The 23,613-nt window shown below is 37.2% G+C and carries 23 protein-coding genes, 1 pseudogene and 1 other annotated feature; of the genes and pseudogenes, 5 read left to right on the top strand and 19 right to left on the bottom strand.

All coding sequences use genetic code 11. The annotated features are described in order from the left end of the window. Nucleotides 1-18: 18 nt before the first annotated feature. From AB3I27_RS12040 to AB3I27_RS12005, 8 genes are all read right to left on the bottom strand, one after another. Nucleotides 19-945, bottom strand: coding sequence for a PTS mannose/fructose/sorbose transporter subunit IIAB (locus AB3I27_RS12040; RefSeq protein WP_002316822.1), 927 nt, complete (start codon nt 943-945; stop codon nt 19-21). A 211-nt stretch (nt 946-1,156) separates the two neighbouring features. Continuing rightward, the gene (gene alsE / locus AB3I27_RS12035; protein ID WP_002314126.1) at nt 1,157-1,846 is read right to left on the bottom strand and encodes a D-allulose 6-phosphate 3-epimerase; all 690 of its coding nucleotides are present in this window, start codon (nt 1,844-1,846) and stop codon (nt 1,157-1,159) included. A gap of 56 nt (nt 1,847-1,902) precedes the next feature. Further along, nucleotides 1,903-3,000 carry a PTS fructose transporter subunit IIC gene (locus AB3I27_RS12030; RefSeq protein WP_002310017.1) on the bottom strand — a complete coding sequence of 366 codons (1,098 nt, stop codon included), beginning with the start codon at nt 2,998-3,000 and terminating at the stop codon, nt 1,903-1,905. A gap of 19 nt (nt 3,001-3,019) precedes the next feature. After that, nucleotides 3,020-3,340, bottom strand: coding sequence for a PTS fructose transporter subunit IIB (locus AB3I27_RS12025; protein WP_002310016.1), 321 nt, complete (start codon nt 3,338-3,340; stop codon nt 3,020-3,022). 16 nt (nt 3,341-3,356) lie between these two features. Beyond that, nucleotides 3,357-3,809: a fructose PTS transporter subunit IIA gene (locus AB3I27_RS12020; RefSeq protein WP_002310015.1), complete on the bottom strand. Its 453-nt coding sequence runs from the start codon at nt 3,807-3,809 to the stop codon at nt 3,357-3,359. 15 nt (nt 3,810-3,824) lie between these two features. Then, the gene (locus AB3I27_RS12015; RefSeq protein ID WP_368023009.1) at nt 3,825-4,139 is read right to left on the bottom strand and encodes a PTS fructose transporter subunit IIB; all 315 of its coding nucleotides are present in this window, start codon (nt 4,137-4,139) and stop codon (nt 3,825-3,827) included. A gap of 13 nt (nt 4,140-4,152) precedes the next feature. Then, nucleotides 4,153-4,548, bottom strand: a complete 396-nt coding sequence (locus tag AB3I27_RS12010; RefSeq protein ID WP_368023008.1) for a PTS sugar transporter subunit IIA — start codon at nt 4,546-4,548, stop codon at nt 4,153-4,155. Next, entirely contained in the window at nt 4,538-6,019 is a 1,482-nt protein-coding gene (locus AB3I27_RS12005; RefSeq protein WP_222896926.1) for a PRD domain-containing protein, read from the bottom strand. The genes AB3I27_RS12010 and AB3I27_RS12005 overlap by 11 nt, the downstream gene beginning before the upstream one ends. A gap of 277 nt (nt 6,020-6,296) precedes the next feature. On the opposite strand from AB3I27_RS12005, the gene AB3I27_RS12000 reads away from it, so the two are divergent. From AB3I27_RS12000 to AB3I27_RS11990, 3 genes are all read left to right on the top strand, one after another. After that, entirely contained in the window at nt 6,297-7,004 is a 708-nt protein-coding gene (locus AB3I27_RS12000) for a GntR family transcriptional regulator (RefSeq protein ID WP_002290565.1), read from the top strand. Between the two features lie 126 nt (nt 7,005-7,130). Then, a complete protein-coding gene (locus AB3I27_RS11995) occupies nt 7,131-8,294 on the top strand; it encodes a glycoside hydrolase family 88 protein (RefSeq protein WP_002310009.1) in 1,164 nt (387 codons plus the stop codon). A gap of 15 nt (nt 8,295-8,309) precedes the next feature. Further along, entirely contained in the window at nt 8,310-10,097 is a 1,788-nt protein-coding gene (locus AB3I27_RS11990) for a beta-galactosidase family protein (RefSeq protein ID WP_002314131.1), read from the top strand. Nucleotides 10,098-10,223: 126 nt separating this feature from the next. Here AB3I27_RS11990 and AB3I27_RS11985 read toward each other — a convergent pair whose 3' ends face one another. The 5 genes from AB3I27_RS11985 to nagB form a co-directional block, all read right to left on the bottom strand. Next, nucleotides 10,224-11,057 carry a hypothetical protein gene (locus AB3I27_RS11985; RefSeq protein ID WP_002290562.1) on the bottom strand — a complete coding sequence of 278 codons (834 nt, stop codon included), beginning with the start codon at nt 11,055-11,057 and terminating at the stop codon, nt 10,224-10,226. Then, nucleotides 11,044-12,780, bottom strand: a complete 1,737-nt coding sequence (locus tag AB3I27_RS11980) for a DUF2264 domain-containing protein (protein ID WP_325908092.1) — start codon at nt 12,778-12,780, stop codon at nt 11,044-11,046. Before AB3I27_RS11980 ends, AB3I27_RS11985 begins: the two co-directional genes overlap by 14 nt. A gap of 380 nt (nt 12,781-13,160) precedes the next feature. Next, the gene (locus AB3I27_RS11975; protein WP_002310004.1) at nt 13,161-14,300 is read right to left on the bottom strand and encodes an AI-2E family transporter; all 1,140 of its coding nucleotides are present in this window, start codon (nt 14,298-14,300) and stop codon (nt 13,161-13,163) included. A 178-nt stretch (nt 14,301-14,478) separates the two neighbouring features. Continuing rightward, on the bottom strand, nt 14,479-15,192 hold the full coding sequence (locus tag AB3I27_RS11970) for an MgtC/SapB family protein (protein WP_002290559.1): 714 nt from the start codon (nt 15,190-15,192) through the stop codon (nt 14,479-14,481). A 258-nt stretch (nt 15,193-15,450) separates the two neighbouring features. Then, nucleotides 15,451-16,152 carry a glucosamine-6-phosphate deaminase gene (gene nagB, locus AB3I27_RS11965; protein ID WP_002287787.1) on the bottom strand — a complete coding sequence of 234 codons (702 nt, stop codon included), beginning with the start codon at nt 16,150-16,152 and terminating at the stop codon, nt 15,451-15,453. A 233-nt stretch (nt 16,153-16,385) separates the two neighbouring features. Here nagB and AB3I27_RS11960 point away from each other — a divergent pair, with 233 nt between their 5' ends. After that, nucleotides 16,386-17,918, top strand: a complete 1,533-nt coding sequence (locus tag AB3I27_RS11960) for an ABC-F family ATP-binding cassette domain-containing protein (RefSeq protein ID WP_104760265.1) — start codon at nt 16,386-16,388, stop codon at nt 17,916-17,918. A 55-nt stretch (nt 17,919-17,973) separates the two neighbouring features. Here the strand turns inward: AB3I27_RS11960 and AB3I27_RS11955 are convergent. The 6 genes and pseudogenes from AB3I27_RS11955 to rplK all read right to left on the bottom strand — a co-directional run bounded on the left by AB3I27_RS11955 (nt 17,974) and on the right by rplK (nt 22,590). Next, nucleotides 17,974-19,163 (bottom strand): annotated as a pseudogene (locus tag AB3I27_RS11955) (MFS transporter). Nucleotides 19,164-19,244: 81 nt separating this feature from the next. Continuing rightward, entirely contained in the window at nt 19,245-19,934 is a 690-nt protein-coding gene (locus tag AB3I27_RS11950) for a TVP38/TMEM64 family protein (RefSeq protein ID WP_002345548.1), read from the bottom strand. Between the two features lie 106 nt (nt 19,935-20,040). Further along, on the bottom strand, nt 20,041-20,409 hold the full coding sequence (gene rplL, locus AB3I27_RS11945; RefSeq protein WP_002291633.1) for a 50S ribosomal protein L7/L12: 369 nt from the start codon (nt 20,407-20,409) through the stop codon (nt 20,041-20,043). A gap of 52 nt (nt 20,410-20,461) precedes the next feature. Beyond that, complete coding sequence (gene rplJ, locus AB3I27_RS11940; RefSeq protein WP_002291634.1) at nt 20,462-20,965, bottom strand: 50S ribosomal protein L10; 504 nt, start codon at nt 20,963-20,965, stop codon at nt 20,462-20,464. A 203-nt stretch (nt 20,966-21,168) separates the two neighbouring features. Next, nucleotides 21,169-21,296, bottom strand: a sequence feature (ribosomal protein L10 leader region). Between the two features lie 78 nt (nt 21,297-21,374). Further along, complete coding sequence (gene rplA / locus AB3I27_RS11935) at nt 21,375-22,064, bottom strand: 50S ribosomal protein L1 (RefSeq protein WP_002291636.1); 690 nt, start codon at nt 22,062-22,064, stop codon at nt 21,375-21,377. 103 nt (nt 22,065-22,167) lie between these two features. Further along, on the bottom strand, nt 22,168-22,590 hold the full coding sequence (gene rplK, locus AB3I27_RS11930; RefSeq protein WP_002291638.1) for a 50S ribosomal protein L11: 423 nt from the start codon (nt 22,588-22,590) through the stop codon (nt 22,168-22,170). A gap of 342 nt (nt 22,591-22,932) precedes the next feature. On the opposite strand from rplK, the gene sdaAB reads away from it, so the two are divergent. Next, nucleotides 22,933-23,601 carry an L-serine ammonia-lyase, iron-sulfur-dependent subunit beta gene (sdaAB, locus tag AB3I27_RS11925; protein ID WP_104760266.1) on the top strand — a complete coding sequence of 223 codons (669 nt, stop codon included), beginning with the start codon at nt 22,933-22,935 and terminating at the stop codon, nt 23,599-23,601. Nucleotides 23,602-23,613: the final 12 nt, after the last annotated feature.

The following is a 23,613-nucleotide window of genomic DNA, read 5'->3' as shown; positions in this document are numbered from 1 at the left end:
CTTCCTCCTCATTTTTATTTAATTTCTCAGTTTATCCATGAAGTCAACAACTGGATCATTTGGTACCAATTGAGCGGTTACATTTATATCCATTGCTGCAATTGATTCGAACACATCAATTTCTTCTTCTAATACTTTGATACTTTTTGTTATGTCTTTTGATCCCTCTTTATAACTCATATTTCCAACATTTACGTGTGTTAGCTTTCCTCCGGCTTTCAAATAACGTAAGACATCTGTTGGATTTTTGAATACTAGGAATAGACGCTGTTTTCCATACTTTCCTGAACGTATATTTTTCGCAGCAGATTCAACCGGCAAAACTGAAAGTCTCATCGATGTAGGCGCTGCCATTCTTAAGGAAGATTTTTGTAACGAATCTGCTGCTGCTTCATCGTTGATTACAATGATACGCTGTGTGTGCAAACTGGGCGCCCAGATGCCCGCAACTTGTCCATGGATCAAACGCTCGTCTATCCTGACATTCACGATATTTTCTTTTCCTTTATATGCCTCATACAATTGGCTATTATCCTTTGGTAGGCTTGGTTCTTTTTCGATTTCTGTTTGTTTCATTTTTTGCTTCACATCAACAATGCCAGTTGTTGCTGCTTGGATCAATTCTTTTACCGTAGCAGTTGAATTCAACGTTGCTTCTATGACTAATGGTAAAGACATCCCTGCAATAATTTCCACATTTTCTGATTCTAGATAGTTACTTAATGCTACATTACATGGCGTACCACCTAAAAGATCTGCAATAATCAAGGATGAGCCGTTAAGGGCTTTCATTTTTTTTAATAATTCTTCTTCGAATTGCCGATTGTCCCCATCAGGCGTCAACGCAACGACATGAACATGATCTTGCTTTCCGACGATCATTTCTAAACTTGCCTTGACGCCTTCAGCCATACTGCCATGACTAATCAATATAATATTCTGCATCACTTTTCCTCCCCAAAAATAAAATCCTACTTAACATATTATCTTTTGTACAAGCACACTATAACATAGTTTATCTCATTCGTAAACCTAACATCTTAACATATTATGTTTTTTTATTTCTGTACAATTATCTAAAAAGTATCAGCATACAAAAAGGTGAGAGGCAAAAGTAACTCTTAAACTTTTGCCTCTCACCTTTTTAACTATTTCCTTATTCTATACTTTTTCCAGTTGTTTCCTCATAGTCTCTTTTCATGATGGCCCATGATTTCTCAATGTCTTCGTCTAAACCAAATAATCCACTACGGCCGATGATATAGATATCTGGTCCGGCATGATCAATTCGCTTAAATGATTTTCGATTCGAAGATCCGTCCATTTCAATCAAATAATGATATCCCTTTTCTTGACGAAGTTTTCTTAAATCAACGATTTTATCTAATGTGCTTTCGATGAAGCGCTGTCCAGCAAAACCGGGATCGACTGTCATGATAGTGATTTTATCCACTAAATCAATATAAGGGAAAATAGTTTCAATAGGTGTTTCAGGATTTAATACGACTCCTGCTTTTAGTCCTGCAGCATGGATCTGATCAATCAATCGAAAGGCTAGCCCATCTAAACATTCGACATGCATACAAATCCATTCGCATTTTTGTGAAATCAATTGATTCACCCAAAAACTTTGGTCTGTGACCATTAAATGGGCAGACATTGGTAAATGACTGATTTTTCGCACTTCCTCAATGAACCATGGAGACAATGTCAGATTAGGTACATAATGGCCATCCATGATATCGATATGATAAGAATCGACATGCTGATTCAAAAACTCAATTTGTTCCTTAAATTTATCCAGATCCATCGTCATTAAAGATGGTGAGAACAAAACTTTACTCATATATAAGACTCCTTTATTTAAAAATCAATGATTGAATCCCCGACTAAATGAAGGACTTAGAAAATCTGAATGTCTCCCAAGTCAATATCTTCTTCTTCCTTTTCCACTACGGATTCGACTTCTTTTCCCACATCTTTTTTAATAATTGCCAAAACAACGGCTGTCACAAGAACATTCACTAAGATTGCTATCACGCCTGCCCAAGGTCTGGACATCGTCGGAATCATCAATACACCGCCAAAGGGTACTGTTGCATCGGCGCCTAGGATCATTGTCGTTGCACCACCAGCAAATCCGCCAATAGCCGTAGCAACCACACCTCGGACGATATCATTCATCACTAGTGGGATCACACCTTCGACAATATTGATCACACCCATTGGAACAGCTGATTTCAATGTTTCGACTTCCACTTTTGTATAGATGTTTTTCCGAAATATTTTTGCGACAAAGTAAGCTAATCCAAACCCGATAGGCGTCGCCGTATTCACCAATTGGAGGGCTGTAATTGGCCCATTGATTCCTTCTGCTTGCATTGTGAGAACAAAAGCAAAAACCGTTTTGTTAATTGGTCCACCATAATCAACGCCACTTAGTAAGCCGATCACACCGCCAAAAATCAACAAGGACGAATTACCTAATCCTTCTAAGAAATTCGTAAGAATAGACGTAAACAAGGCAACAGGAGTTCCAATGATATAGACCATGATTAACCCACCTAGGATAGAAGCAACAAAGGGAATAATCAATGTTGGCATCAGTCCTTTTGCCCAATTTGGGACTTTCACATGGTTTAAAATAGCTAACACGAGAAATCCAGAAAGATAGCCACCTAATATCCCTCCAATAAAACCAGCCCCAATAGCATTCGCTGTCAATCCGATGATGAACCCTGGAGCAATCCCTGGTTTTGCTGCAATAGAATAAGAAATCCCCGTTGCAATGACTACAGGAAGTAACCCTAAACCAGCGCCTCCCATTGTTGCTAAAGCATCAAAAAAAGAAAATTCACCTTGTACCAGTGTTCCTTGACTTGTCCCACCGAACGCCATCCCGATAGCAATCAAGAATCCTGCTCCACAAACGATTGGAATCAAATAAGAAATCGCTGTCAATAAATGTCCCTTTAAATTTAACTTTTTTATCTTTTCCATCTTTTTTCCCTCCTTATGATCAAGCAAGTTGTTTTTCAATTATTTCTTGTGCTTTTTCGATCAGTTTATTGGGTGACTTTACGGCGATTTCAGTGGGGACTTGAATGATACGTTTTCCTTCAAATCGTTCTCTGCCGCTTATTTTCACATCAATTGCCAGAATCACGAGATCTGCTTCTTTTATTTGCTCTGGGGTTAATTCATTCTCGATTCCAATCGTTCCTTGCGTTTCGATGTGCATCTCGTGTCCTGCTTTTTTGGCTGCATTTTCTAATTTTTCTTGTGCAATATACGTATGGGCAATCCCAACTGTACATGCGGCTACTCCTATGATCTTCATGTTTTCTTCCTCCTTTTTATGATGCAAATGCTGCGATGACCTCTTTTGTCTCTTTTGCTTTAATCAATTGTTCAACAACTTCATCGTTTCCTAATTTCCTTGCAAATAAAGATAACAACTTCAAGTGAGTTTTAGCCCCATCATTATCATTACCCACAGCAAACAAAATAATTCCTTTTACCCCTTTACCATCTAATGTTTCCCAAGGGATTTCTCGAGCTGTCACTCCAATTGCTACCCCGATCTTTTTGACAGATGCACTTTTTCCATGAGGAATTGCAATGTAGTTCCCAATACCTGTCTGCCCTTCTTTCTCACGAGCATATATATCTTTCATAAATTCTTTTATATCGGTGATATACGCATTTTCCAACAATATAGTTGCTAATTCTTCAAGTACTTCTTCTTTTGTCGTTCCTGCTAAGTTTGTTTTGATCGTATTCGGATCGATGATGTTTGTTACTTCCATGGCATTTCCACTCCTTCACGCTTGTTTTACGACTTCAACGCCTTTTTCGATTAGTTTATTGGGTGATTTGATGGCGATTTCCGTCGGTACTTGAATGATACGTTTTCCTTCAAATCGTTCTCTGCCACTTATTTTCACATCAATTGCCAGAATCACGAGATCTGCTTCTTTTATTTGCTCTGGGGTTAATTCATTCTCGATTCCAATCGTTCCTTGCGTTTCGATGTGCATCTCGTGTCCTGCTTTTTTGGCTGCATTTTCTAATTTTTCTTGTGCAATATACGTATAGGCAATCCCAACTGTACATGCGGCTACTCCTACGATTTTCATCTTTTGTCTCTCCTTATTTTCTTTTCTTTAATGTTTGAATAAATCTTTCGTCAGCTAAACATCTCATGAAATTCGCTATTTTCTTCTTTTTTTCCGTAGTTTCGTTTGGCGAAAGCAATACAAAAAGAATCAAATCGACTTGTTCGATTGCTTCGTTCCATTGAATAATGGTTTTTTGGGGATACAAAATGGTGATTTTTGATTCAGTGATCAACTCATGTTCAATATGAGGAAGAATGATCCCCTCTTCGATTTGAATATTTCCATTTTGTTCACGCATAAGAAAAGCTTCCATCAATATGCTTATTTTCTCTTCTTCTCCAGGGTAAAGTGAACTTGCTAACCAATGATATGCCTCTCGTTGAGAAGTAACGGATACTTCGATTCTTTCGATGAACTCATCTTTCATTATAGATTTCCCCAATCTTTTTCTGGATTCGTGATTGATCATCTGCTGTTAGCATCGCACTAACAAGTAATGTATGGACTCCTAATCGTGAGCGGATTCCAACTGTTGTCAAAATCAATTCGATGTTCGGATTTTTTTCTAAAGCCGTACGATAGTTTTTTGTCGCAATGACATCTACTATATTTAAGTCTGGAAATTTTTTGATGATTTTTGCTTTCAACAATTCAGAAGTTCCAATACCTGTCGTACACATAATCAATGTCTGAATCGGTAATTGTTGTGTTTCTAACATCCGTGCGAAATACAACGTTATGAAGCCAATCTCATCTGCATTGATTAGAGGTAATTTGAAGTGCTGACTGACTTCTTTAGATACTTCAGACACACTGTTATAGATTTTTTCATAGGTCAGCTGAATTTGGTCCAACAAGCCATTTTTTACGTGGATACGGTTTTTTAAGCGATTGATCATTGGTTTGATATGATTGGCTAGATCAATAAAAATACTTTCATTTGTCACTTTCATATTGATTCGTTTGCCTACTTCTAAATAGTAAGTAGTGATTTTTTCTACCTCTTCTGGAAATTTTTTTATTTCTTTTGTTGTTTTTTCCATTCTTGAGGAAACTAGATACTGATAGAGATAGTAAGATTCATTCACAGATAACGAAGTTGCCAGATATTTTTCAACATTTTGTATAACGATTTCGGCTGTTTTTTTAATTTGGTTATCTTTTTCAAAGAATTCAATTTGTTCCGTGGTTAGTTCCTCTTCTCTGGCGGGAGCACTCCTTTTCCTTGAGCGACTGATCAAGATATACAGATGTGAAAAAATATTGACATTGTAAGGATAAGGAAGTCCACCTTCTAATATTTTTTCGATTAGCTTTAATTGATCTGAAACGAACAAGACATCGTAACGATTGAAATTGAACGTTTTCGAAGCATTTATTTCATCTATATCAAGGATATTCATGCGCCAAATAACTTCTGCAAGCCCTCTACGTATATCTTCTTCTAAACCTTTGATGGCTAATGTCCGATTTTTTCGAATCAATTGAAGATCAAACTTCCTCAACTTTTGGGCGATACTTTTCTCATCATTGGAAATTGCCGAATCACCCACCTCGTAGGCATTAAAAAGCTCAGATATCCTGATTGCTCTTGGTGAAGACAGTAAAAGTTCCTCCATTACACGATTCTGACGTTCATTTGGCGATAGACTAATTGATAGATTATTTGTTTCTTTGTTTCGTTCAATAAATTTTTCGTAGTCTAATTTATACCCTTTCCCCTTTTCTGATAAAATCAAGTGACCATTTTGAAATTCTGTATTTATTTTTTTTACTAAGCGGTAGACCGTTTTAGTCGAGGTATCTAATAAATCAGCTAATTCTTCTGAAGTCATGTAATGATTTTGTTTTGACAATAGTAGCACTAATTTATTTTCTCGATTCATTTGACTAGTCATGATCCTTCCCCCTTTGTATCTTTATCATAACCATTTTTACCCCATCTGTTTCACTGAAATTTGTCCATTGCATCAGACATTTTTGTATCCGCTTTCTAAAATGTGATGTTTTATCCCAATTTACTTCTATTATTTTTATAAAGTTCCACTAAATTCATCTACCGTCATAATTTTATTTACTTCTGCAATAGCAGACTTTATGGGTTTTAATTGATTTGGATATGTTAACATGTTATCCTATTAGATAATGATGATGAAAGAAAGGAAGACTTCTAGTATGATTCCTAAATACGAGCAAATCAAGCAAGACTTACTTGAAGAAATCAAAAACCACCACTTTATTCCTGGTGATAAATTTTACTCAGAAGCAGATATTAAACGGAAATATTCTGTTAGTTCAATTACTGCAGTCAAGGCTCTCAATGAACTAACTGCTGCAGGCTATCTCTATCGTATCCAAGGAAAAGGAACATTCGTTTCAAAATCAAAAGTTTCTCAAAGTGTGAAATTCTCTGATATCGAACTACATTCTTTAGATAAAGAAAAAGTTAAAGTACTCTCGATTGAGGAAGAAAATGAAATGGATATTTTAAAGGAATTAGGCTTACCAGCAAATGCTTCTTACTATAAAATTAAACGTGTTCGTTTCTTTGAAGACACACCCTTTTTGGTCCACATCACTCACTTACCAAAAAAATTAGTGAAAGAACCAATAGCAAAAGATATTTCTGTCTATTCAAGTATATACGAAAAAGTTCGTAAAGATTTTGGGATTGATCTTTTTTCCCTTGCTTCTGTGGAAACAAATGAAATTGTTTTCCCAGAGCATGCAGAACTACTTAATCTATTGAATCTAAGTTTCCGAGAACCTGTTGTACAACAAATCAAACACTCTTACTTAGCAGATCAAAGTGTAGCAGAATATATCATCAGTTATAAACATTGGAAATACTTTAAAACAAAAATTGAAGTGGAAGCGGAATAGCTTTCACTTTTTTGTTTGCTCTCTTCTAAGAAACTTTTTTAAATCCTCTTGAATACTCGCTTTTTTTTTCTAAATACGTTATACTATTTTTAAGTTAATATGTTAACATTTTAAGAGGAGGTAGCTATGAATCTTCAACAAAAAAAGGAAATGTTGATTGAATTGGGAACATTTGTAGATAAAAATTGGTTGGATGAACAATTTGAATGGTGCATGATGCGTATCAAAAAAAATATGGTTCGTTTCGGGTTAGATTTCCCTTCAGCTTGTGCAACAAACGGAAAATATCGAATCAAAAAAAATGATGATTGGACAAATGGTTTTTGGACGGGAATGCTTTGGTTATCTTATGAATGGACAAAAGAAGAGAAATTTCTAGTACGTGCAATGGAAAATATCCATAGCTTTCAAAAACGCTTAGACCAACACTTCATCCTTGATCATCATGATATCGGTTTTCTTTATAGTTTATCTGCTGGAGCCGGGTATAAAGTCGTGGATAGTCAGTTGTGTAAAGAATCGCTTTTACAAGCTGCGAATATTTTAGTGGCAAGATTTCAGAACAAAGGGAATTTTATCCAAGCTTGGGGAGCATACGGTGATCCTCTCGAATACCGCTTGATTATTGATTCTTTGATCAATCTTCCTTTGTTGTTCCAAGCATGTACGCTTTCTAATGACCCACATTATAAAGAAGTGGCTTTCAAGCATTACCAGACATTGTTGCATACCGTGATTCGTGAAGATGCCACGACTTTCCATACCTATTATTTTGACTCAAACACAGGAGTTCCAACACATGGTGCAACACATCAAGGTCATAGTGATGAGTCGATCTGGGCTAGAGGGCAAAGTTGGGCGATTTTAGGGATTCCACTAAACGAGCGATACTTGCATTCTGCTCCTTTTCCGTTGAACTACAAAGCGATCGTCGATGTTTTCTTAGAACATTTACCTCAAGATCTTGTACCTTACTGGGATTTTGATTTCAATGATGATTTTCCATCAGATAAAGACAGTTCTTCTCTAGCGATTGCTGCATGTGGATTATTAGAAGCAGAAAAAATGGAAGCGTATCCTGAAGCAAAAGAAATAGCAAAAGGAATGATTTATCAATTAGGAACACACTATACTGCTAAAAATGATCCAGAAAATGAAGGAATTCTTTTACATGGCGTTTATGCTCATGCGGAAGGAAAAGGAGTCGATGAGCCAAATCTATGGGGCGACTACTTTTATTTAGAAGCGCTTATGCGTTTAGCAAAACCTGAATGGAACACTTACTGGTAAGGAGAATGAATAGACATGCAAACATTTAAAATAAAAGACGAATTTTTAGTCGACGGTATTCCTACAAAAATCATTAGTGGGGCAATCCATTATTTCAGAATACCCCCTTCTCAATGGGAGCACAGTTTATATAATTTAAAAGCACTAGGAGCAAATACGGTTGAAACTTATATTCCGTGGAATCTTCACGAACCACAAGAAGGTTCCTTTGATTTTTCCGGATTCAAAAATGTCGTTCGATTTGTAAAAATTGCACAAGAATTAGACTTGATGGTAATTTTACGTCCTTGCGCCTACATTTGCGCTGAATGGGAATTTGGTGGATTACCTGCTTGGTTATTGAAAGAACCTAATATAAGAGTACGTTCTACCGATCCTCGATTTATGGAAAAATTGAAAAATTATTATCAAGTACTTCTACCAAAACTTGCACCTCTTCAGATCACACAAGGTGGTCCAGTCATCATGATGCAGCTCGAAAATGAATACGGTTCTTACGGAATGGAAAAATCTTATTTACGCCAAACAAAAGAATTGATGCTTGCACATTCGATTGATGTTCCTTTATTTACCTCCGATGGTGCTTGGCTAGAGGTGTTAGATGCTGGTACATTAATTGATGAAGACATTTTTGTGACTGGTAATTTTGGAAGCCACTCAAAAGAAAATGCGCAGGTCTTAAAAGAATTTATGCAGAATCATCAAAAAAATTGGCCGATCATGTGTATGGAGTATTGGGATGGATGGTTTAATCGATGGGGAGAACCTATCATTACGCGTGATCCCGAAGAATTAGCAACTGAAGTAAAAGAGATGTTAGAAATTGGTTCCTTGAATCTATATATGTTCCACGGGGGAACAAATTTTGGTTTTTATAATGGATGTTCTGCTCGAGGCAATACAGATCTTCCGCAAATCACAAGCTATGATTACGATGCACTATTAAACGAAGCTGGACAACCTACTGAGAAATATTATGCAGTTCAAAGGGTCATCAAAGAAGTTTGTCCATCTGTTTGGCAAGCAGAGCCCCGAACAAAAACGTTAAAAAATCTAGGGACTTATCCGGTAAATAGAAGCGTTTCTCTATTTCATATAAAAGAACAGATCTGTGAAGAAATCAAAACAGATTACCCTTTGACAATGGAACAAGCAAGCAATGGCTACGGCTATTTATTATATTCACTTACCTTAAAAAATTACGGACATAAAAATAAATTACGTTTAATCGAAACAAACGATCGTGCACAAATATATATTGACGGCAAATACGACCAAACGCAAACACAAGAAACACTGGGTGATGAAATGATGATTGAAGGACAAAAAAATCAGCCCACTATCGCATTAGATGTTCTAGTTGAGAATTTAGGAAGAGTTAATTACGGTGCAAAATTGAATAGTCCCTCCCAATCAAAAGGGATTCGCAATGGTGTCATGCAAGATATCCATTTCCATCTTGGATACCGCCATTACCCATTGACTTTCGAACAAGCTCAACTAGATAAAATCGACTATTCCGCTGGCAAAGACCCGTCACAGCCTTCTTTTTATCAATTTGAGTTTGATCTTGCTGAAGAAGCAGATGCTTATATCGATTGTTCTTTATATGGTAAGGGGATCGTCATCGTCAATGGATTCAATCTCGGGAGGTACTGGAATCATGGGCCTGTTTTATCACTATATTGTCCAAAAGATGTACTCAAAAAAGGCAGAAATGAAGTGGTTATTTTTGAAACAGAAGGTATATCAATTGATACATTGATTTTTTCAGATCAACCAATAAAAAAAGATTTGTCATGAACGATCCAAAATAATCATCCTGTAAATTAGCTTATACAAAAAGGGAGTCCTACGAAAATCATTGTTCGATTTTCAAAGCGGATTCCCTTATATAGTGAATAGCTTTTCTATTATTATTTCTCTTAATCAAGTACAAGTGATTACTTCTCGTCCGAAAATCTCAATTTGTGTTAATGCTGGGAATGGTGACGTATCTTCTGCTTTTTTCAAATTTTTCAAAGTAACTGAACTCGTCATTTTTTCAGGAAAGTAAAACGATTGAAATTCAAGCGTATCTGTTGTTGCTACTTTTATTGTTTCTCCATCAGAAAAACAAATAGAAACTTCTGTCCAATAGCTATCATGTGGATAATCTCCTCGAAACAAAAGATTTACTCGATCGGTTTGGATTGAGCGTCCAAAGTCGATCGTCAAAGTTGCATCTTTTTGCTGATTGATTCCCCAAGAAGTAAATGGATAGGATCCATGTGAGCGGTTACCAAACTTTCCGTCAATCGCATTTTTAGCAAAAAAAGTCACATCATTTCTCGTCTCTACATTAGCATATGCATGTGGATATGCTCCACTGAACAATTTTTGATCATGAGGGTTTGTAGATACATTCCGATAGCTTTCCACTTCAAAATCATAGGCTTTACGAACATATATGTGATGTCTTTTTGAACGAAATCCCGTCTCTACTGAAGCTTTCGTTTCTTCTAGCGGAATCACATATTCCCATTTCTTCTCTGGAATATAAAGAAGTGTCGGTGCCAATGTTTCATCTAATTGCACAACAAAATAGTGATCATTTTTCTCTTTCGTTATGACCAGTTTGTCTCCTACTTCATATGTGTGATTTTTGATTGCTAAAACTGCTATTTCTTCTCCATTTGCAGAAAATGCGGTTTCTTTTTTCTCGTGATCGATTTTGCCAATAACTACTTGATTATTTTTATTTTTTAGATCAATTTGGATCATTTTTTTCTCCTCCATTTATTATTCCGCCAACTAAACAAATAAAGCGATGGGTGCCAGGTTCGATTTTCTTTTTCAAATAGGGAAGATTGGTTCTTGGAAAGAATACAGAAGTATTTGGTTCTAGTACCTGAATACCTGCTTCTTCATACCCCTCGATTGCAATGATTTGAGACACATGCGTTTCTTTTATTTTTGCACAGTCTTTCGACAAAGTTATTTCTGGTTCTTTTACCAAAAGACTAAATCCGCCTTCTCTTATCTCTAAAGGAATCGTCGTATATATTTCATGGAATCGAACATGCCATTCGCCAAATGGGTAAATTTCTGTTTGGATCAGCACTTCTTGGAATGGTTGCCATTCATACATAACAAAAGTCTCTGTTGCTTCACTACTTCGTACCTTTTTCTTTGTCCTGAAATATTCACCGTCTCTTGAAAGAGCTAATGTATTATCAAATGCCCCTTCTTCATATGTGATTCCCGCTTTTGGCACACTAAAGCCGAATTTAGTAGAGTAGACAAACTTACTATATTTCGCTGGGGCATGCGCTTGGCCATCGATCATCAAACCATGTGGATAACCAAGTACATGTTTTCCTTCTTTTGCCTGACACAAAAGCATATTTCCATTATCAATCAATCTTTTCTCTTTGGTATTGACTGGTTCAGGTTTGGCTTCCCAATACGGATGTTCTTTTTTAGTTGCTAGTAATAAAAATACTTTTAATGCCCAATAGGGAGACCCCGGTGCGTTATAACCTTCTGCCATCACAAGGTTCTCATAATGATACCCAATGGATAGCCGTCCGTCATAAGTAAAGATATCGTGTGTCATCCACTGCTTCATATGGTTGGAAAGAAGCGTCTTTATCTGACCCCAAGGGATTGCTTCCACTTCTGCAAAAATCAATGCAGAAAAAAAAGCACCTTGTGCAAATCGATAGATGAGACTTCGTCCATAAGGTAACGCTTCTCCATCGGAGTCGAAATAATAAATATAGTCCTTCGTAAACTCTTTTGCACGATAGATGAATTTTTCTGACCATTCAGGAAAGTCGTCTTTCATTAACTTGGCAAAAATCAATCCATAATAATGAAAAGCAAAAGGAACATAGTAATCTTTTTGCGAAGATTTACCGTCGATATACCAGCCTTTTCCTACATACATCGTATCAATAAAGCGTAATTCTGCTTCCATTTTTTCTTTATCTAATGATTCACCACAATGTTTTAAAGCGATTCGGATCAAAATTTTGAAAAATGTCCAATTATTTTTAGGTATTTTTTTATCTAAGGCTTGTTTTAGCCAATGAATCAACTGTTGTTTGGAAGTGCCTGACAGTTCATCAAAGAAATAGTTTCGATTCAATAACAGATTCAAAGATAACGCTGCCATTTCTACGATATATTGGTCATAATCGTTAATATCTCCCCAATAAAAAGAATCTTTTGGATTCATCCCTTTCAAGATTTTCTTTCGATAGACGTCTTTCAACTCATCTTTCGTCTCATGGTTCATCCAATAAGGTGCCAATCCCCATAATGGACGAATAAATGCCTCCATTTCTGCTCTCTTCTCGTCATAAACCGCGCCGCTACTCCCTAGATGTACTCCTGGTTTTTCACTATTGAATAGTTCCTGTTTTAAAGGCAGAATTATCTCCTCTAGTGCTTCTTCAAAATCGCGCCGCGTCAAAAATAGATTTTGTTTTAACTGATTCATGACAACCCTCCGAATTCTTTTTCTTTAGGATATCATGGTAGAAAATCGGTTTCAGGAGAGACTTCTGAGTGAGATGAAAATGAAATGAGTGAGAAAACAGGATAGTCAAAACTTAATATGTTAACACACTTAGTATTGTTTTCTCTTGGAAGCATTTCTTGTGGTTTCTTCGTTTTACTTACTCTATCTAAAATGAAAGAAATCTAATATACCTTTGAGCCATTTCCAGTAAACAATATTTACCCCATGATTTGCTCATTCGTCCACCCTAAACAGGACGGATCGATTAGATTATAAAAAAGCATCAACTGGATCATATAAATAAGAATCTCAACGTACATCTAAATAAAATGAACGCTAAGATCCCTTTTTAAATAGGCTTATTCACTTGTTTCTTCCAGCAATTTTGGACTATCTAACTTTTCAGAAACATGTTCCATTTTTCTCAATAAATAGATTTTCCGAATATTTAATATTATTGTCTTAATCACTGCATAGACAGGTATACAAATCAGCATGCCTAATATTCCTGCGACACTTCCTGCTCCAATCAATACCAAGATGATCGTCAGTGGATGGATATTCATTGATTTTCCAAACAACAACGGCTTGATCAAATTTCCATCTAATTGCTGAATCACTAAAATCGACAACGCCATGTACAAAGCTTGAAATGGAGAGATAAACAAACCGACAATGATTGCTGGTACTGCTCCAATAAAAGGACCGACATATGGGATAATATTCGTGATGCCGCAAATGACCGCAAGCAATAAGCTATAAGGCTGATTGAATATTCTCATTGCCAAAAAGCTCATCACACCAATAATCAAAGCATCTAAGATCGTACTGCTGATATAGGCAGATAATGTTTCATTTAATTCTTTCACTGTTTGTCGCAACTCTTTACGAATCGCTTTCGGAAAGAAATGAGACAACGCATCAATAAATTTGTGTCCATCCTTGAACATAAACAGCAAAATAAATGGAACCGTAAATAACAAAATAAAAAATTGCATCATGAATGAAATGATTTTAGTGACACTTGCAGATAAGCTGACCAATATGATATTGAACAAATTACTGAGAGATAAATTCGCTGATGCTAATTGTTCTTCCAAATTGAAATTTTTAAACTCTTCTCGCTGCGCCAATTCATTTAGCCATTTGCTTGTTTCATCTGCATAGATTGGCAGGCTCTGAGTCAATTGAATCGTCTGCTCCACTAACTGAGGTACTACATTCATGACAGCCAAAACAACTAAAATGATTACGACCAAAAATGTCAATAAAAAACCCAACACTCTCGGAATCCGATGTTTTTCGAGAAAAACAACGATTGGATCGAACATATAATAGATAAAACCAGCAACAAGCAACGGCAAAAAAATAGCCGAAAGCATTTTCAATATTGGACTAAAAATATTCGGCATTTGTAAAATGAAATACACACCGACGATCGTGAGTACTAGCTCCACTGTCCAGAAAAATAATTTTGATTGTTTAAAACGTGATTGCATACCTCTCCTCCAAGTTCCTTTGATACTTCTATTCTATCATTTAACAAAGAATTACGCGCTGAGATTTTCATTTGCTTAAAAAAAACAAAATAAAAAAGGAAAGGTATTTTACTGATCAGAAGAGTACTTCAACAAAAACACGATCCGCCCAAAATAAAAATCGTTTTGGGCAGATCGTTTATTGCGCAATACTGACTAAATGTAGCTTTGTGATATTTTTGTGCACGGACAATTCCTCGATTACATCGGCATAAGTGAGTCCTTTAGGAAGATCGATCGTATATATATTTTTATATACACGATAGTCATCAACGAATTTCACATCAAAATTCACATCTTCGATCACGATATTTTTCTCTTCAAAATAATCGGTAAGAAAATCTTTGGTTTCTTTTCTATGGATAAATTGGATTTCTAACTTTTTAGTCGTAGGTACATGGATCACGCGTTTCACTACTGTGAGTGCAATAGCAATCCCGATAAAACTGATGATCGCAATGGAATAGTAACCCATGCCGATGGCGATCCCTAATCCGGCAATAGCCCATAAAGAAGCGGCAGTCGTAAGTCCCGTCACTGATTGTTTCGTGACGATGATCGTTCCTGCACCTAAGAAACCGACGCCACTCACTACTTGAGCAATCAGCCTTGCTTCATCTGAACGGATCGTTCCAGCAAGCTGTGGATACGCTAAAGCATCTCTTAATGCTCCACTAGCGATCTCGACTTGGATCAATGCAATGATACATGCTCCCATACAAACTAAAATATGCGTACGCATCCCTGCTGGACGATTTTTATATTGTCGCTCAAAGCCAATTGCTCCGCCAAATAGCATAGCGATCCCTAAACGTAAAATAATCTCTGGAATTGTCAATACCATATCATTCATCTAAACACCCTCCAGTCCAATATATCATGTCTGAAAGGAGCAGACAAAAAAAGTGCAATTTTTACCTCTTACGAAAAAGAGCGTGGGATAAAAGTAAAGAAAAACTTTTGTCACACACTCTAAACATGTGTAAACGGCGGAAGCAGAAGCAACTCCTTCGGAAATAAGCTGAAATTCACAGAAATTTGAAAAGCAATTTTCGTGAATTCCTTCTTATTTCTTGGAGTTAAACGCTTCTGTCCCAGCCTCTTTGGTAAATTACAATTTACTTGCTGCTTCTTCATCGATGATCACAACGACATTGTCGTGGTTTTGCAATACACTTGCTGGTAAATGATTCGTTACAGGTCCTTCAATCATCCCTTTGATTGCATCAGCTTTGCTTTCGCCAAACGCCATCAAGACGATTTCTTTACTTTTCATGATTGAGCCAATTCCCATTGAAACAGCTTTTGTTGGTACATCTTCTGCTTTATCAAAGAATCGTTTGTTTGCATTGATCGTTGATTCTGTCAAATCAACTACTGAAGTTGTTCCGTCAAATGAAGCACCAGGTTCATTGAACCCGATATGTCCATTTTGCCCGATTCCTAAAATTTGGATATCGATTGGATGAGCATCGATGATTTGATCATACTTTTTGCATGCTGCTTCCAGATCTTCTGCTTTCCCATCTGGTACAAATGTTTCCTTGAATGGTTTTTTATCAAATAATTGGACATCCATGAAATGGCGGTAGCTTTGTTCATCTGAACCACCTAGTCCAACGTACTCATCTAAGTTTACAGAAGTCATTTCACTGAAATCCAAATCGCTTGAAGTCATTTCTTTATATAAAGTAACTGGTGTGCTTCCTGTTGCCAATCCTAATACTTTTGCACCTTTGTTCATACCTTCTTTGATGATTTCAAATGCTTTTTTTCCGCCTTCTTCAGCGTTTTTTACACGAATGATTTCCATAGTGATTGCTCCTTTGTGTTTTGGTATAGCCCAATTATAGCATTCTTTTTTTCTTTTTACAATAATCAGTATAGACCAAATTCTATTTTTTTCATTTTCTTGACAACAAAAGGGCATCCGTGTTAGGTTTCATAAGATGGTTCAATCAAACAATCCATGTTGCATGAAAACCAAGCAATTGATTCACTGTGGACACTTTATGTCTGCAGTTTTTTTATGAAAAAGGAGTTATTATGAGTATACTGACATTAAACAACATCACCCAGCAGTTCGGCGATAAAATCCTCTACGAAGGGGTCGATCTGCAATTAAACGCTGGCGAGCATCTTGGGCTGATCGGACAAAACGGAGCCGGCAAAAGTACATTGATTAAAATCATCACTGGTGAGATCCTGCCAGATGATGGACAGATCCATTGGCAAAAAAATATTCATAAAGGTTACCTTGATCAATATGTAGAAGTCGATAAAACATTATCGATCGAAGAATTTCTAAAAACTGCGTACGCAAAAGAATACGAAAAAGAAGAAAAAATTGCTTTTCTTTACCAAACATATAGCGAGACCTTCGATGATTCCTTGCTAGAAAAAGCTGGGAAACTCCAAACGGAATTAGACCAAGGAGTGTTTTATCAAATCGACACCTTAGTTGCTGAGATGAGCAGCGGGTTGGGGATCGATGTCTTAGGTTTAGATTCACTGTTGAAAAATCTAAGTGGTGGACAACGTTCAAAGGTGATTTTAGCAAAACTACTTTTAGAAAACCCAGATGTTCTAATCTTAGATGAACCAACCAATCACTTAGATGATCAGCATATCCAATGGCTGACGCAGTTTCTTCAGGATTTTGACGGTGCGTATATCGTGATTTCCCATGACCAAGAATTTCTTGATCAGATCACCACCCATATCGCAGACATCGAGTTTGGAAAGATTACTAAGTATACTGGCCATCTAAAACAAGCATTGAAACAAAAGGAACAAAATCGTGAAAGCTATTTGCGCCAATATCATGCTCAACAAAAACAAATCGAAAAGACTGAAGCTTATATTCGGAAATACAAAGCCGGTTCCCGATCAACGATGGCAAAAAGCCGACAAAAACAATTAGATAAAATCGAACGGTTGACGCCTCCCGCTTCAGCAAGTAAAGCTGTCTTTGATTTTCCATTCTCGCCTATTGTCACGACGTTGGCAGTGGAAACAACTGATTTAGTCATCGGCTATGATCGACCGCTACTTGCGCCCATTAATTTGACCATCCGGTTTGGTGAAAATATTGCCATTCGAGGCTTCAACGGGATTGGGAAATCTACTTTGTTAAAAACATTGATTGGTGAGATCGAAAAAATAAGTGGCGATTTCCACTTCCCAGATAACACAAAAATCAATTACTTTTCACAAGATCTATACTGGGAAAATCCATTAGAAACACCACTGCAATACTTAAGCAGTCAATTTCCAAAAGCGACTATCAAAGAATTACGTCGCCAATTAGCTAAAGCTGGACTAGTCAATCAATTAGCAAGCGAACCTCTCACTACACTAAGTGGTGGAGAACAAACCAAGGTGAAACTTGCACAGTTGACAATGAACCAAGGTAATTTACTGATTCTCGATGAACCGACGAACCATATTGATCAAGAAACAAAAGAAAGCTTACAAGATGGCATTCGGAAATTTCCAGGAACGGTGATCATCGTCTCTCATGAACAAGAATTTTATCAAGATCTTGTTCAACGAGTCATTGAGATTGAACCAAAGTAATGAGACAAAAAGACAAAAAAACTGATGATAGCATGATCATCAGTTTTTTTGTTGTTCAGTTTTCTTTTTTCTCTCGAAAAACAACGAATTGAAAGAAAAACGCACATCCCTGAAAAACGAGTCCGCTAACCGTTACACCTAACCAACCATACTGTTGCCACATGGTCGTCCCTAGCAATGAACCAGCCGCACCTCCAATAAAGTACATAAACATAAATACAGTATTATTTCGGTTGCTTGCTGCTTCACCTAGTCCTTGTACTCGTGTTTGGTTGGCGACTTGACCAAATTGATTCCCGACGTCTAATAAAATAATAGCTAAAAGCAAAATGGCCAAATGGCTTCCGCCAACCAATAAAGCAATAAAACTTATTGTTTGCATAACAAGTCCCATATATACAATTTTTCTTTCAGAATAAGAATCTGCAGTCGTCCCACGATAGGCGCAGCGACTGCTCCAGACAACCCAAAAATCGCTAATATCCCTGCTTCAAAAGTCCCCCAATTGTAAGCGGGACTGCTGATATAAAAAATCAACGTAGACCAAAAGATTGAAAATGTGCCAAACATAAAAAATCCGCTGACTGCCGCTTCTCTTAATAAACGTTGAGAGGCAACTAAATGCGGCAAACTTTTGAGTGAATCAAGGTATGAAACAGATGTACTACTTTGCTGGACAGAACGCGGCATCTTCCAGTAAAGCAGAAGTGTAAGAATCCCGACGGCACATAAAGCAAATAAATAGATCATCCGCCAAGAAAAAAGACTGGCAACAATACCAGATACAGTCCGAGAAAGCAAAATCCCCACGAGTAAACCGCTAAGCAATGTTCCCATGACTTTTCCTCTTGCTTTTGGTCCTGCTAGTACCGCACCGTAAGGAATGATAATTTGCGGCACGATCGAAAGTAATCCTATTAAAAAAGAAGCGCATGCAAATAACGCAAACGAAGGCGCAAAAAAAGCGGCCAACAGCGAGATAGCAGATAACGCTGCCATTCGTATAATTAATTTTGGACGATCCACCACGTCTCCTAAAGGAACTAAAAACAGTAGCCCTAGTGCATAGCCCAACTGGGTCAACATTGTCAATATCCCGACTGCACTTGTGCTAACAGATAAACTAGCTGCTACTTTTGTTCCAATCGGCTGGATATAATACATATTGGCAACAACGACGCCGCAAGTGATTGATAATAATAAAATAAGCGATGTTGTTAAAGGTGTTTTTTCTTTACTCTCCATTGATTTCCCCCATTTCCTATCTTAGTTTACGACTTATGGAAAAGATTGGAAATAGAAAAATACAACTATTCGCCATACTTATTATTTTTGTCTTTGTTTTCCTTGTTTTTTCTTGCGATCTTTATAAATGAAGACAACTAACCCTACTAACACAGTAACACTTGCAACCAACGTGACTGCAGTTTTATTATATCCGTGAAACAGAGCTTCTCCCCCACACGCATACAACACAGATGAAGGGATGACTCCAATCACGATCGACATTACGATTTGCTGAAGAGGCAATTTCATCGCATCTGCAGCAAAATTGACCATAGAAGATGGGATCACCGGTATCATGTAACCTAACATGACGCCTATTTTGGGATGTCTCATTTGCCGAATGGATTGCACCCAATGATTTTTTTCAGTTTTCTTGTCTAAAAACTTCAATCGGTGCATCAAAAACACAGCGGAAATATTGCCCAGAGCATTCCCTAAAACATTGATACCTGCCCCAATAAACGGACCAAAGCTCAATCCGGCAATGACACCAATAACCGAAGTAGGGATACCCGGAACAGCACACATCACCGCTGTCAACACAATCAAGAGTAGCGATGCAGAAAAACCATGAGAACGAATATGTGCAAGCAGCTCTTCCTTACTTGCTCTAGGGTTTAAAAATAATTGTATATCTGTCTGATATTCCAAATACAACCGATAGCCCACCATAAGTATCAGAACGATTCCCAACGTGATCAAAATCAATCGGATTTTTTTCTTTTTCATATTACCTCCTGAAAAAAACTATATTCATTAAATAATAGTTTAACATAAAAACAAAAAAGCACCGAAATCCAAGATAGGATCTCAGTGCTTTTAAATAGTTAAAAAATTATTTAACAGTTACAGATGCGCCAACTTCTTCAAGTTTAGCTTTCAATTCGTCAGCTTCTTCTTTAGATACGCCTTCTTTAACTGGTGCAGGAGCGCCATCAACTACAGCTTTAGCTTCTTTCAAGCCTAAGCCAGTTGCTTCACGAACTGCTTTGATAACTTTAACTTTTTGGTCTCCAGCTGCAGTTAATTCTACAGTGAATTCTGTTTGTTCTTCAGCAGCAGCAGCGCCACCAGCAGCAGCTACAGCTACAGGAGCAGCAGCAGATACGCCAAATTCTTCTTCAATAGCTTTAACTAGGTCGTTAAGTTCTAGGATAGTTGCTTCTTTTAACTCAGCAACGATGTTTTCAATGTTCAATGCCATTATAATTTCCTCCGTTTAAATGTTCTTTATTATTTAATACTTTATGCGGCAATTAAGCTGCATCTCCATCTTCTTTGTCTGCCACTGCTTTGACAGCGTAAGCCACGTTGCGGACTGGCGCTTGTAGTACAGATAGCAACATAGATAGAAGTCCTTCGCGATTTGGCAATTTTGCCAATGCTGTGATTTCTTCCAATGAAGATACTTTACCTTCGATGATACCGCCTTTGATTTCTAATGCTTTTGCTTCTTTAGCAAATTCGTCCATGATTTTCGCTGGTGCAACTACATCTTCGTTACTGAATGCAACGGCTGTAGGTCCAGTGAATACTTCGTCCATGCCTTCAAGGCCAGCTTTTTTAGCTGCACGTGAAAGAATTGAGTTTTTGATAACTTTCATTTCTACGTTAGCATCACGAAGTTGTTTACGTAAACGTGTTACTTCATCAACTGTTAATCCGCGGTAGTCAACGACTACTACTGATGCAGCTGCTGTAAATTTTTCGCTTACTTCATCAACGATTGCTGCTTTTTTTGCGATAATTGCTTCACTCATTTTTGAGTTTCACCTCCTGAATTTTGATGGAAGAGTTTTTTGAACTGAAAAGGCAAATCACTTGTATAGTTTCTTTGCTCAACCAGTATTGTTCATCATCTATTCTCTTCGTTCATAGTGATTCTACTCGCTTTGCTCGAAAGGAAACTCCTTTCGCTTTGCTCAACCAGTATTGTTCATCATCTATTCTCTTCGTTCATAGTGATTCACAATAAAAAACTCTATGCCACCGCAGACATAGAGGGACTATTGAATATATTCAATAAACGTCCTCGGTAGGAAATTAAGGCTTGGCGCCACCTACTGTCTTCGGTACAAGTTAATTATTAACCTCAACTAGCTTAGCATGCTAAACTAGTTGAGTCAAGAATTATTTTTCAGTTGGATCAATCAACGTTCTAATATTTGATTAGAAAGAAGCTTGGTCAACATGGATACCAGGTCCAAATGTTGTTGTGATCGTTACATTTTTCATGTATTGACCTTTAGCTGCTGATGGTTTAGCTTTTAGCAATACATCATGGATTGTTGCAAAGTTTTCAACTAATTTTTCATCATCAAATGAAACTTTTCCGATTGGTACATGGATGTTTCCAGCTTTGTCTACACGGTAAGTTACTTTACCAGCTTTCACTTCGTTTACTGCTTTTGTTACATCCATTGTAACTGTACCAGTTTTAGGGTTTGGCATTAAGCCTTTTGGTCCTAATACACGTCCTAGACGACCTACAGTAGCCATCATATCAGGTGTTGCAACAACTACGTCAAAGTCAAACCATCCGTTTTGGATTTTTTGAACCATGTCGTCGTCACCTACGAAATCTGCACCAGCTGCTTCAGCTTCTTTTGCTTTGTCTCCTTTAGCAAAAACTAAAACAGTTTGTGTTTTACCAGTTCCGTTTGGTAATACAACAGCACCACGGATTTGTTGGTCTGCTTTTTTAGGGTCTACGTTCAAACGGTATGCAACTTCAACTGTTGCATCAAATTTTGCAATGTTTGTTTCTTTTGCTAAAGCTACTGCTTCGGCAACAGGATAAACTTTACTTGAATCAACTTTTTTTAATGCATCTTGCATTTTTTTGCTCTTTTTAGCCATTTTGGTTCCTCCTTGATTGTGGTTATAACGGTTGTACCTCCCACGTGTTCTATATCTTTCAATATAGAGCCAACTGAGAAGCTGCTGTCTTAGGGTATAGAGATTATTCTACAGTGATCCCCATGCTTCGTGCAGTTCCTTCAACCATGCGCATTGCTGCTTCAACGTTAGCTGCGTTTAGGTCTTCCATTTTTAATTCAGCGATTTCTCTTACTTGATCGCTAGAAACTTTCGCAACTTTATTTTTGTTTGGTTCACCTGAACCTTTTTCGATTTTAGCTGCTTTTTTCAATAGAACAGCAGCTGGTGGTGTTTTTGTAACGAATGTGAATGAACGGTCTTCGTATACAGAAATAACAACCGGAATGATCAAACCTGCTTGATCAGCTGTACGAGCGTTGAATTCTTTTGTGAATCCCATGATATTGATACCCGCTTGACCTAGTGCAGGACCTACTGGTGGAGCTGGAGTTGCTTTCCCTGCAGGAATTTGCAATTTAACGATTTTTTCTACTTTCTTTGCCACGAGACATACCTCCTTAAGTCCGTGATGTGGTTAATTGGAGATGCATATTTCTCCTCCCACGTTTTATCTGATCTGAAAAAATCCAGACAAATAATGTGCAAAACAATGCACACTGGTACAGTATAGCAAATTTATTTGTTTTTTCAAGATTTTTTTCTGCTATTTTTACATTTTGCTTGAATAAACGCTAAATTTATTCTAAAAAAACAACAATTTTTCGTTCCCATTTCTTCTTTTATGTTACACTTGCGCTAGCATGGTTCAACAGATGAAAGCAAACAATAACACGGTTTTTTAGACCCTTGTACAAAGATTCCTACATAACAAAATGAGGTGGAGAAAATGAAAGATTTAAGGTATAGAAGTGTCTTTGATATTATTGGACCTGTGATGATTGGTCCAAGTAGCTCCCACACAGCCGGAGCAGCTAGAATTGGGAAGATCATACGCAGTATATTTGGCGAGCAACCTGATTCTGTAGATATTTATCTATATGAATCATTTGCAAAAACCTATCGAGGTCACGGAACAGACATTGCATTAGTTGGTGGTCTATTAGGAATGGAACCTGATGATGAACGTTTAGCTGATTCTTTGAAATTGGCATATGAGGCTGACATGGAAGTCTTGTTTGTTCCTAAGAGTGAAAAAGCCGAACATCCGAATTCTGTAAAGATGCTTCTAAAAAAAGGAACACGAAAGCTTTCAGTTACTGGCATTTCGATTGGCGGTGGCAATATCCAGATTTCTGAATTGAATGGATTCAAAATTTCTTTAAGCATGGGAACACCTACCTTGATCGTTGTTCACCAAGATGTTCCAGGGATGATCGCTAAAGTGACTGGTATACTTTCTGAAACCAATACGAATATCGGTACTATGACAGTGACACGGGAATCAAAAGGCGAAAGCGCCATCATGATCATTGAAGTAGATAATCCTCAAGTTGAAGAAACAGTAAGAAGACTCAAACATCTGCCAAATATCGACAGCGTAAACTATTTCGATTAAGGAGCTGAAAAA

The organism is Enterococcus sp. C46, from assembly GCF_040887565.1.
GTDB classification, from domain to species: Bacteria; Bacillota; Bacilli; order Lactobacillales; family Enterococcaceae; genus Enterococcus_B; species Enterococcus_B lactis.
Note: the sequence above shows the minus strand (reverse complement) of the source record. Positions and strands in the feature narration are given on the sequence as shown.

Coding starts and splice junctions, on each gene's coding strand:
- AB3I27_RS12040 (WP_002316822.1), bottom strand. CDS start 945: ATGCAGAATATTATATTGATTAGTCATGGCAGTATGGCTGAAGGCGTC.
- alsE (WP_002314126.1), bottom strand. CDS start 1,846: ATGAGTAAAGTTTTGTTCTCACCATCTTTAATGACGATGGATCTGGAT.
- AB3I27_RS12030 (WP_002310017.1), bottom strand. CDS start 3,000: ATGGAAAAGATAAAAAAGTTAAATTTAAAGGGACATTTATTGACAGCG.
- AB3I27_RS12025 (WP_002310016.1), bottom strand. CDS start 3,340: ATGAAGATCATAGGAGTAGCCGCATGTACAGTTGGGATTGCCCATACG.
- AB3I27_RS12020 (WP_002310015.1), bottom strand. CDS start 3,809: ATGGAAGTAACAAACATCATCGATCCGAATACGATCAAAACAAACTTA.
- AB3I27_RS12015 (WP_368023009.1), bottom strand. CDS start 4,139: ATGAAAATCGTAGGAGTAGCCGCATGTACAGTTGGGATTGCCTATACG.
- AB3I27_RS12010 (WP_368023008.1), bottom strand. CDS start 4,548: ATGAAAGATGAGTTCATCGAAAGAATCGAAGTATCCGTTACTTCTCAA.
- AB3I27_RS12005 (WP_222896926.1), bottom strand. CDS start 6,019: ATGACTAGTCAAATGAATCGAGAAAATAAATTAGTGCTACTATTGTCA.
- AB3I27_RS12000 (WP_002290565.1), top strand. CDS start 6,297: ATGATTCCTAAATACGAGCAAATCAAGCAAGACTTACTTGAAGAAATC.
- AB3I27_RS11995 (WP_002310009.1), top strand. CDS start 7,131: ATGAATCTTCAACAAAAAAAGGAAATGTTGATTGAATTGGGAACATTT.
- AB3I27_RS11990 (WP_002314131.1), top strand. CDS start 8,310: ATGCAAACATTTAAAATAAAAGACGAATTTTTAGTCGACGGTATTCCT.
- AB3I27_RS11985 (WP_002290562.1), bottom strand. CDS start 11,057: ATGATCCAAATTGATCTAAAAAATAAAAATAATCAAGTAGTTATTGGC.
- AB3I27_RS11980 (WP_325908092.1), bottom strand. CDS start 12,780: ATGAATCAGTTAAAACAAAATCTATTTTTGACGCGGCGCGATTTTGAA.
- AB3I27_RS11975 (WP_002310004.1), bottom strand. CDS start 14,300: ATGCAATCACGTTTTAAACAATCAAAATTATTTTTCTGGACAGTGGAG.
- AB3I27_RS11970 (WP_002290559.1), bottom strand. CDS start 15,192: ATGAATGATATGGTATTGACAATTCCAGAGATTATTTTACGTTTAGGG.
- nagB (WP_002287787.1), bottom strand. CDS start 16,152: ATGGAAATCATTCGTGTAAAAAACGCTGAAGAAGGCGGAAAAAAAGCA.
- AB3I27_RS11960 (WP_104760265.1), top strand. CDS start 16,386: ATGAGTATACTGACATTAAACAACATCACCCAGCAGTTCGGCGATAAA.
- AB3I27_RS11950 (WP_002345548.1), bottom strand. CDS start 19,934: ATGAAAAAGAAAAAAATCCGATTGATTTTGATCACGTTGGGAATCGTT.
- rplL (WP_002291633.1), bottom strand. CDS start 20,409: ATGGCATTGAACATTGAAAACATCGTTGCTGAGTTAAAAGAAGCAACT.
- rplJ (WP_002291634.1), bottom strand. CDS start 20,965: ATGAGTGAAGCAATTATCGCAAAAAAAGCAGCAATCGTTGATGAAGTA.
- rplA (WP_002291636.1), bottom strand. CDS start 22,064: ATGGCTAAAAAGAGCAAAAAAATGCAAGATGCATTAAAAAAAGTTGAT.
- sdaAB (WP_104760266.1), top strand. CDS start 22,933: ATGAAAGATTTAAGGTATAGAAGTGTCTTTGATATTATTGGACCTGTG.